The following is a 9,169-nucleotide window of genomic DNA, read 5'->3' as shown; positions in this document are numbered from 1 at the left end:
GGGAAGGTGTCTAGGCGGTCTCCAGGTAGACCTCCACGTCGTAGAGGAGGCGGACCGGCTCGCCGTTGGTGATGCCGACGAAGACCGGGTCGGCGGCCGGGGTGCGGCCGTGTTTCCACACCTGGTCGCGGGCGGCGTCGACGCTGGCGCGGTCGGCGCGGCCGGCCAGGTGCAGGTCCATTACGCGGCGAGCCGTTCTCCGGTCGCTCTCCAGCTGTATCCGCATCAGGGGCATGCCCAGGCCTCCCTTTAACGCCGGTAAGCTGACTTACCGATGTTAACCTAAGCGCCATGACGATCTGGCTTCGTGACGAGAGCTCGCGGCCACGCCGCTCGCCCCAGCTGACCCAGGAGCGGATCGTTGCCGAGGCCGTCGTGCTGCTCGACCAGGACGGGGTCGCCGGGCTGACCATGCGCAAGCTCGCACAACGGCTCGACGTCACCTCGACCGCTCTTTATTGGCACGTCACCACCAAGGACGACGTGCTCGACCTGGCCGTGGACGAGATCTTCGGGGAGGTGACGATTCCCGAGCCGGGGGCGGACTGGCGTGCTGACGTGCGTACCCTCGTGCGGGGTTGGCGGGCTGCCATGCTGGCGCATCCCTGGGCGCCCGCGCTGATCGGGCGTCCGATGCTCGGGCCGAATGTGCTGGCCCGCACCGAGTTTCTGCAGGCCGCGCTGGTGCGGGGCGGCCACGGCGGGCTGGAGCTCGCGGTGACCACCCGGCTGGTGGCCAACTACGTGATCGGCGCCGCGGTCACCGAGGCCACCTGGCGCCGGACGGCCGGCGCGCAGTCGGACGGCAGCCGGATCGCACAGGCCTATCCGACGCTCGAGGCCTCCGGTCACCTGGATCCGGCACGCTGGGATGACGAGGTGCTGTTCGACCGTGGGCTCGACACGATCCTGCGCTGAGATGATCTAAGCTCGCCCGATGTCCGACGAGGCCGTGGTGGTGGGCGTCGCCGCGTTCCGGGAGGGCGTGGAGCCGCCCGGTGACGACGAGGTGCGAGCACGCCTGCGCGCCGCCGGGGTGGAGCCGTGGCTGGCCGAGCGGCTGCTGGTGTTCCTGCCGCTGGCGTACGGCCGTCGTGTCCTGACCGGCGTGCAGTTCGCCGGCACCTTCCTGGACGGCGGCGTCGAGCGGCCGCTCGACGCCGAACCGGTCTTCGTGGCAGCGATCGCCCAGGCTGAGATCGCCGGGCGGGCGGACATCGAGCGGATCGGGCTGCGCAGCGCCGAGTTCGCCGCGGTCAACAACGCCCTGCACGCCGGCTCGAACCTGACGGACCTGGCCCTCGGCCCGGTGGCGCTGGCCGTGCCGCTTCCGGCGCCGGCGCCCGGTGACGGCGGTGTGCCCTCGCCGGCCGCGATCTTCGCCGGTCTGCTGGCCGCGCACGGGCTGCGGGTGGAGAACCTGTGTGTCGGGGACGCCGAGTTCTCGGTCCGGCTCTTCTCCCATCCGAGCCCGATGCCGGGGATGGTGATGGCCCAGGTCGACGTGGGCATCGATCATCCGGCGCTGGCCGAGCCGTGGATGGTGGAGAGCTGCGCCGGGGCCGGGTCGACCTGGCGGGAGGCGATCCGCCAGGCGATGACGATGTTCCAGCGCGGCGTGGTCCATCCGGTGGTGGAGGCGCTGCTGGCCCGCGGCGCGGCCGCCGGCCAGGTGAGCTGGGAACGGTACGAGCACCCGAGCGGCCCCTTCGACCTGTGCCTGGGCGCGCAGATCACCCTGTTCACCCCGGACCCGGTCCCGTCCGCCGGCCCGCTGCTCGACCGGCTGCTGCAGGAGCTGCGGGACGTCCCGCTGAGCGACGGCGTGCACGCGCTGCGGATCTTCACCTGTCACCGGGACGGTTCCTTGATCACCAACGAGCTGCTGCTCGACGGCGAGCCGTGGGAGGCTGGCGCCCGGGTGATCGCCGCCGCCCCGCCACCCGCGCCGGCCGGGATGATCGGCCAGCGGCTGTTCGGATTGCTGGTACCGGCCACCTGATCATCAGGAGCGATGACCCGAACGATATGGCCAACGGTCCATATAGAGCCTTGTGCATCGGTCGGTGATCCGGAGAGGGTTCGAGAGGATCCCAACGGAGGTGCTTTGTGGACCTGTCACGAACGCTGACCGGACTCGGCGCCGTGGTGCTGACCGCGGCGTTGCTCACCAACCCGGCCGCGGCCGCGCCCGGTGACTCCCCGTCGACACGCGATTTCGGCAACGGTCCGGAACGCAACGAGGTAGCCGCCGTCGCTCCGGCGAGCGCGGCGACACTGCTGCGGGCCACCGGCGAGGCGGAGACCCGGTGGACGCCGAAGACCCGCGGATACCCGAGGCAGAACACGTTGCCGGTCTACCCGGAGAACCCGGACGACCGGTCGATCAAGCTCGGGCTCATTCCGTACCATGCCATCGCTCCGAAATTGAATGCTCTGCAGGCGGCCTCCAACCGGGTCTCCGCCGAAGTGATCGGGAAGTCGGCCGGAGGCCGCGATCTCTACCTGGTCACGGTGACCGCGCCGGAGTCGGGCGCGGAAGCGGCCCGGCAGGACCGCTGGCGCGAGCTGATCGAGGACGACCCGCGGGCGGCCAAGCGGGACCGGAGTCTGGCGAAGGGCTACAAGACGCCGATCTGGATCAACGCGAACATCCACGGCAACGAGTGGGAGGGCACCGACGGCTCGCTGCGCGTGATCGAGCGCCTGGCCACCGCGACCGACGCGGCCACCCGGGACTTCCTCAAGCGCAGCCGGGTCTACGTGACCGTCACCAACAACCCGGACGGCCGGATCGCCGGCACCCGGGCCAACGGCAACGGCTTCGACATCAACCGCGACCACGCCACCAGTTCGCAGCCCGAATCGCGGGCGGTCCGGGACGTGGTGATCGGGACGCAGCCGTTCGTGATGCTCGACGAGCACGGGTACACCGGCACCACGCTGATCGAGCCGGCCACCCCGCCGCACGGGCAGAACTACGAGTACGATCTGTACATCAAGCACGCGCTGCCGAACGCGCTCGGGATGGAAGCCGCGATCCAGCAGCTCGGCTACCCCGAGACGACCCGGGCGGACATCCCGTTCCGGGACTACGCGCCCGGTGACTGGGACGACTGGCCGCCGATCTTCACCCCGATGTACGCGATGTACCAGGGCGCGATCGGGCACACCGTGGAGATCCCGCTGCAGGTCAACAACGCGGCGTACAACACCCTGCCGGTCGAGGAGCTGCGCCGCCGGTCGGCGCTGAACACCGACGTGGCGGCGGCGACCATCGAGGCCACGCTGACCTACTCCGACACCAACCGGGCCACCCTGCTGGCCGACCAGATCGAGCAGTTCCGCCGCGGCTGGGCCGGTGAGCCGTCGCCGACGATCCCGGACGGGTTCGTGCCGGGGTTCGGCCCGGAGGACCGGTACTCGACCGAGTTCCCGCGGGCGTACGTCATCCCGGCCGGCACGCCGGCGGCCGCGCGCCTGGTCAACCACCTGGTCGACCACGACGTGCGGGTGACCAGGGCGCGGCACACGTTCAGCCTGAACGGCAAGCGTTACCCGGCCGGCACCTACCTCGTCGACATGCACCAGCCGAAGCGTGGGCTCGCCAACGTGATGCTCGAGGCCGGTCGTGACATCTCCGACCTCGTCCCGCAGATGTACGACATCTCCGGGTGGAGTCACCGGCTGCTCTGGGGCGCCGCCGTCGACATCAGCCGCACGGCCGCACCCCGCGTCGCCACCTCGCCGGTCCGTAGGGCGCCGCTGACCGGCTCGGTCGACGCGCCGCGCGGTAAGGACCTCGCCCTGTCGCTGCGCGACGGCAACGACGTGCGAGCGGTCAACGAGCTGCTCGCGCTGGGCATCAAACTGCGGCGTACGGGCGCGGCCACCGTCGTGGTCCCGGCCGAGGCGCGCCCGGAGGCCGCTGCGGTGGCAGACCGGTACGGCGTACGCTTCACCGCTTCCCATGGCGCCAAGGGCGACGTGTTCGACCAGCCCGTGATCGCCGGCGCAATCTCCGCCGACGAGCTGTTCGCGCTGACCGAGATGGGCTTCGCGGTCCGGACCGTCTCCACCGCGACCCTGAACGCCGGCGCCGACCTGGACGGCGTCGACACTCTGCTCGTCTCGTCCGGCCTGTCCTACGCCACCCTGAACGCGACCGGCCGGGCCACGGTCGACGCGTTCCTGGCGGCCGGCGGCGGCGTGGTCACCCGGGGCGCCACCGGCGCGGCCTTCAACGCCGCGACCGGCCTGCTCCCGGCCACCGCGGTCGCCGGCCGAGGTGACGCGAACGGCGTCGTCACCGTCACCAACGAGGGCCCGGTCGTCGGAGCCGGCTCGCTGCCCAACTCGTTCATCTACTCGCCGCTCTGGTTCACCGGCAGCGGGTTCACGGTCGAGCAGCGCTACGGCCCCGACCCGCTGGTGGCCGGTCACTGGCTGCCCACGGAAGCCGGCGCGAACGGTCCGGCGCAGGCCGCCGGGCAGGCCGCGGTGATCTCCGGGACCACCGCGGGCAACGGCCGGGCCGTGCTGTTCGGCACCGAGCCGCTGTTCCGGGCCCACCCGAAGGGCCTGTACGCCCAGTACGCCCGCGCGCTGTTCTGGACGGCCGGCTGAGCATGCAACGTGTGCCAGACCACTTCTGGCACAGCCGTCACCATCGGTCCCGGTTGAGGCGGGAGAGGATCGGGTCAGGGGGAGCCGCGACCCGGCCGGATTCCTCATCTGTACCCCGACCGGGACCGATGGATGGTGCATGTTCCGCCGCCTCGCCACCCTTGCCGTTGCCACCGCCGTCGGGATCGCCGGCCTCCCCGCCCCCGCGCAGGCCGCGACCACCGCCTGCACCACCTACGCCGGCAGCCCGCGCTGCCAGGTGTGGACCGGCAAGGTCTCCTGGGTGGCCGACGGCGACACCCTGCGCGTGGACGTCGCCGGTGACGGCACCACGGCGCTCAAGTCGATCCGGCTGATCGGCGTGCAGGCGATGGAGCAGACCGTCTACTCACCGGACGCGGCGAAACGGCGCGGCGCCTGCCACAGCCTGGCCGCGACCGCGCGGGTCGAGCAGCTGGTCAAGGCCGGGGGCGGCAAGGTACGCCTGACCTCGATCAAGTCCTCCAGCAAGAGCGGCGGACGGCCCCTGCGCTCCGCCGCCGTGAAGATCAACGGCAAGTGGCAGGACATCGGCCTCGACCTGGTCCGCCGCGGCCACGCCCTCTGGCTGCCGTTCGCCGGCGAATGGGCGTGGGACGACGCGTACCGGCGGGCCGCCAAGGCCGCCGCCCGCGAGCACCGCAACCTTTACGACACCGACAAGTGCGGTTCCGGCCCGGCCCAGAGCGCCGGTCTGTCGCTGCGGGTCAACGGCGACGCGCCCGGCGTCGACCAGGACAACCTGAACGGCGAGTGGTTCCGGATCGGCAACCGATCGTCGAAGGCGGTGTCGCTGGCCGGCTGGTGGGTCCGGGACTCCGCGCTGCGCCGCTACACCTTCCGGTCCGGGACCGTGGTGCCCGCCCGCGGTGTCCTTTACGTGCACGTCGGCAAGGGGAAGAACACCGCCACCCACAAGTACTGGGGCCTGACCCAGCCGATCTTCACCAACTACGACCCGGCGAACCGCTCGTACGGCGACGGCGGCTACCTCTTCGACCCGAAGGGCGACCTGCGCGCCTGGATGATCTACCCCTGACCCTCCGGGCCCACTTCGCCGTCGCGCCAGTGCCGCCGGCACAGCACGCGGTAGGTGACCTCGGCGGCGTCCGACACGTCGCCGACCGCGACCTGGGCGCCGACCCGGGCCACCCGGCCGTCCTCGATCCGCGCGTTCTGCCGGCCCGGCCGCCCGCACCAGCAGGTCACCTCGACCTGCAGCGAGACGGTGTGGTCGGCGAGCTCCAGCAGCCGCCGCGAGCCGGGGAACAGCTGCGAGCGGAAGTCGGTGGCGATCGCGTAGCAGTCGACGTCCACGCAGAGCTCGTCGACCGCCCAGGCCAGCTGCTCGACCTGCTCGATCTTGAGGAACTGCGCCTCGTCGACGATCACGAAACCGCCGGCCGGCACCTCCGCGGCGATCAGCGCGGTCAGATCGGTGCTGCCGGTCACCTCGATGGCGTCGGCCATCACACCCAGCCGCGACGACATCACCCCGGAGCCCGCCCGGTCCATGCTGGTCAGCAGGATGCCCGGGCGTCCCGCCTGCCGCCGGTTGTACGCGTTCTGCAGCGCGAGCGTCGACTTGCCGGCGCCCATGCTGCCGTGGAACAGCGTCAACTCGTGGAAGACCGGAGCCATGGTCCGGGTGCGCGGCATCGGCAGCGGGGTTGTTACCGGGACCAAGGTGAACCTTCCTCGGGTGATCAGCGGGCCGGTACACGCTACCTGGCCCGCTCCCGGCTGATCAGGACCCGGTCGGCTCGCTCTCCGCCACCGCTCGCTGATTCTCCTCGGCTGCACGGCGGAACGGGTCGCCGTACGCTCGGATGGCCTGCCGGGCGAACGCCTGCTGCTGCGTCGCCACCCGCTCGGAGCGGCCCCGGCCCAGGAAGCTGACGAACCAGTGCAGCACCGCGGTCACCCGGTTCTTGAAGCCGACCAGGTAGAACAGGTGCACGGCGACCCACACCACCCAGGCCGGGAAGCCGGACAGCCGCAGCTTGCCGATGCTCGCCACCGCCGAGAACCGGGAGATCGTGGCCAGGCTGCCCTTGTCGAAGTACTTGAAGGCCTGCCCGGTCTCCTTACCGGTGAGCCGCCGCTTGATCTGGTCGGCGGCGTGCCGCCCGCTCTGGATCGCGACCTGCGCCACACCCGGCAGTGGCCGGCCGTCCTCGCCGGCCAGGTTCATCATGTCGCCGAGCACGAAGATCTCCGGATGGCCGGGGAGCGTGGTGTCCTTCTCCACCAGGATCCGGCCGGCCCGGTCGGTCTTGGTGCCGGTCGCGTCGGCGAGTTTGGTGGCCAGCGGCGGCGCGGCCACCCCGGCCGCCCACACCTTGGTCATCGAGCCGATCCGCTCGCGCCCGTGCTCGCCCTCCACCTCGATGCCGGTCGAGTCGACCCCGACCACCTTGGTGTTCACCCGGACCTCGACGCCGATCTTCTCCAGCTGCTTCTGCGCCCGCGAGGAGAGGTGGTCGCCGAACGTGTTCAGCACCGCGCCGACCGCGTCGACCAGGATGATCCGGGCCTTGTGCGGGTCGATCCGCCGGTATTGCCCCGGCAGCGTCCGGTGCGCGAGCTCGGCGATCTGCCCGGCCATCTCGGTGCCGGTCGGGCCGGCGCCGACCACGACGAAGGTGAGCCAGCGCTCCACGGCCTCCGGGTCGGTCTGCAGGTCGGCCACCTCGAACGCGCCGAAGATCCGGGCACGCAGCTCCAGGGCGTCGTCGATGCTCTTCATGCCCGGCGCGTGCTCGGCGAAGTCGTCGTTGCCGAAATACGACTGCGAGGCGCCGGCCGCGACGATCAGCGTGTCGTACTCCACGGTGTAGTCGATGCCCGGCCCGGCCACCGAGACCGTCTTCGTCTCGACGTCCACGTCCTGCACCCAGCCGAGCCGCACGTCCACGTTCTTCTGCCGCTTCAGGACCTCGCGGATCGGCGGGGCCACCTCGCCCTCGGAGAGGATGCCGGTGGCGACCTGGTACAGCAGCGGCTGGAAGAGGTGGTACGCCGTACCGTTGATCAGGGTGATGTCGACGTCCGCCCGGCGCAGCGCCTTGATGGCGAACAGACCCCCGAATCCAGCTCCGACGACTACCACGCGATGACGCATGCTGCACTCCTCAGCTCAGGGCACCCACGAACCACACTGGTATGCCCCGGGCTGTTAGGGAAGTACACACGACCGCACTGTGGCGAATCAGATTGCCGCCGCGTGGTTGAGCCAGCGCGCCACCGTCCGCAACTCCTCCTCGGAGAAGCCCTCGGTCAGGTGCGCGTTGAGGTCGCGGACCACGATCCGGGCGGTGCCCACCGCCTCCCGCCCCAGCGGGGTGAGAGCCAGCCGCACGGCCCGGGCATCGACCGGATCCGGCGACTTCGTGACGAAACCACCCTTCTCCAGCCGGCTGATCAGGCCGCTCACCCCGGACGCCGACGCGCCCAGCGCCGCAGTCACGTCCCCGACCAGGGCATTGTCGTGCGCGGCCAGGTGGAACAGCACGCCGGCGCCGGCCGCCCCGATGCCGGTGCCGCCGGCCCGCGCATCGATCCAGCGCCGGATCGAGCGCTCCGCGCTCAGCAGTTCGAAGACCAGGCGGTTGCTCATCGCACGGAATGCTTGCGGAGCCAGCCGAGGACCTCGGGCCAGAGCGTTTCGCGTACGCCGCGGCGCAGAAAACCGTGATGCCCGATCTTCGGAACCCCGCCGTCCGCCGGTGAATAGGTGCGCCGCTCCACGCTGGCCGCGGTGAGATGGCCGGTCAGCACGTCGATCTGCCCCGGCGTGGCCCACGGGTCGTCGGTGAACCCCAGCGCGAGCACCGGCTGGGTGACCGTGGCGGCCCGCTCACTGGCCCGCATCGCCGGGTCGTCGAAGAAGTACCGCGGGAGGCGCGCCCAGCCACCCCACTGGCTCATCGCCGCGGCCGGGATGTCTTCACCCAGACCCAGGCGGCGCGCGGGCACGTAACCCAGGGCCGCTCCGAGCGCCGGGCCGAGGAGGTGCAACACCAGGCGTACGCGGAACCGCTCCATCGGATCCGGAATCGCATTGACCGTGCCCGCGTGCGAGGCGAGCAGTGCGAAGGCGGCCAGCCCGGCAGTGCCATTGCCCAGCGACAACGCGTGCCCGCCGAGGCTGTGCCCGATCGCCAGCTGCGGCAGGCCGGGGAACCGCTCGGCTGCCCAGGCGGCGACAGCCGGGACGTCGTCCTCCATCCAGTCGCGCATGCCGAGGGTGCGGTGCGTGCGCGGCGACCCGGACCGCCCGGTGCCGCGGTAGTCGTAGGTGACCGTCGCGATCCCGTGCTCGGCGAGGAACGCCGCGAAGTTGGCGTAGAACCGCTCCGGCGTCGCGGTGGCGGGATGGATGACGAGGGCGGCGTGCGGCTCGCCCGCCGGCTCCCACAGTGTGCCGCCGATCGTGCCGCCGCTCGCGACCGGCACGTTGATCTCGCTATTTCGCATGCGAAATAAAGTAGCATCGACTGTC

9 protein-coding genes are annotated in these 9,169 nt (G+C 71.3%); 4 read left to right on the top strand and 5 right to left on the bottom strand.

The genetic code is table 11. From position 1 onward, the window contains the following. Window positions 1–10: 10 nt before the first annotated feature. Window positions 11–235, bottom strand: coding sequence for a hypothetical protein (locus tag OHA21_RS24840; RefSeq protein WP_328477572.1), 225 nt, complete (start codon window positions 233–235; stop codon window positions 11–13). Window positions 236–291: 56 nt separating this feature from the next. On the opposite strand from OHA21_RS24840, the gene OHA21_RS24835 reads away from it, so the two are divergent. From OHA21_RS24835 to OHA21_RS24820, 4 genes are all read left to right on the top strand, one after another. Then, window positions 292–918, top strand: coding sequence for a TetR/AcrR family transcriptional regulator C-terminal domain-containing protein (locus tag OHA21_RS24835; RefSeq protein WP_328477570.1), 627 nt, complete (start codon window positions 292–294; stop codon window positions 916–918). Window positions 919–937: 19 nt separating this feature from the next. Further along, window positions 938–2,002, top strand: a complete 1,065-nt coding sequence (locus OHA21_RS24830) for a DUF6348 family protein (protein ID WP_328477568.1) — start codon at window positions 938–940, stop codon at window positions 2,000–2,002. A gap of 107 nt (window positions 2,003–2,109) precedes the next feature. After that, the gene (locus OHA21_RS24825; RefSeq protein ID WP_328477566.1) at window positions 2,110–4,626 is read left to right on the top strand and encodes a M14 family zinc carboxypeptidase; all 2,517 of its coding nucleotides are present in this window, start codon (window positions 2,110–2,112) and stop codon (window positions 4,624–4,626) included. Between the two features lie 139 nt (window positions 4,627–4,765). Further along, entirely contained in the window at window positions 4,766–5,704 is a 939-nt protein-coding gene (locus tag OHA21_RS24820) for a lamin tail domain-containing protein (protein WP_328477564.1), read from the top strand. On the opposite strand, the gene OHA21_RS24815 is transcribed toward OHA21_RS24820, so the two are convergent. From OHA21_RS24815 to OHA21_RS24800, 4 genes are all read right to left on the bottom strand, one after another. Next, window positions 5,695–6,306: a thymidine kinase gene (locus OHA21_RS24815; protein ID WP_442875173.1), complete on the bottom strand. Its 612-nt coding sequence runs from the start codon at window positions 6,304–6,306 to the stop codon at window positions 5,695–5,697. The genes OHA21_RS24820 and OHA21_RS24815 overlap by 10 nt on opposite strands. A 106-nt stretch (window positions 6,307–6,412) precedes the next feature. Beyond that, window positions 6,413–7,789, bottom strand: a complete 1,377-nt coding sequence (locus OHA21_RS24810) for an NAD(P)/FAD-dependent oxidoreductase (RefSeq protein WP_328477560.1) — start codon at window positions 7,787–7,789, stop codon at window positions 6,413–6,415. A gap of 87 nt (window positions 7,790–7,876) precedes the next feature. Next, window positions 7,877–8,284: a MarR family winged helix-turn-helix transcriptional regulator gene (locus OHA21_RS24805; protein ID WP_328477558.1), complete on the bottom strand. Its 408-nt coding sequence runs from the start codon at window positions 8,282–8,284 to the stop codon at window positions 7,877–7,879. Next, on the bottom strand, window positions 8,281–9,144 hold the full coding sequence (locus OHA21_RS24800) for an alpha/beta hydrolase family protein (RefSeq protein ID WP_328477556.1): 864 nt from the start codon (window positions 9,142–9,144) through the stop codon (window positions 8,281–8,283). Before OHA21_RS24800 ends, OHA21_RS24805 begins: the two co-directional genes overlap by 4 nt. Between the last annotated feature and the right edge of the window lie 25 nt (window positions 9,145–9,169).

The sequence above is a fragment of the Actinoplanes sp. NBC_00393 genome, assembly GCF_036053395.1.
GTDB lineage: Bacteria > Actinomycetota > Actinomycetes > Mycobacteriales > Micromonosporaceae > Actinoplanes.
This window is presented reverse-complemented; position numbering and strand designations above follow the sequence as displayed.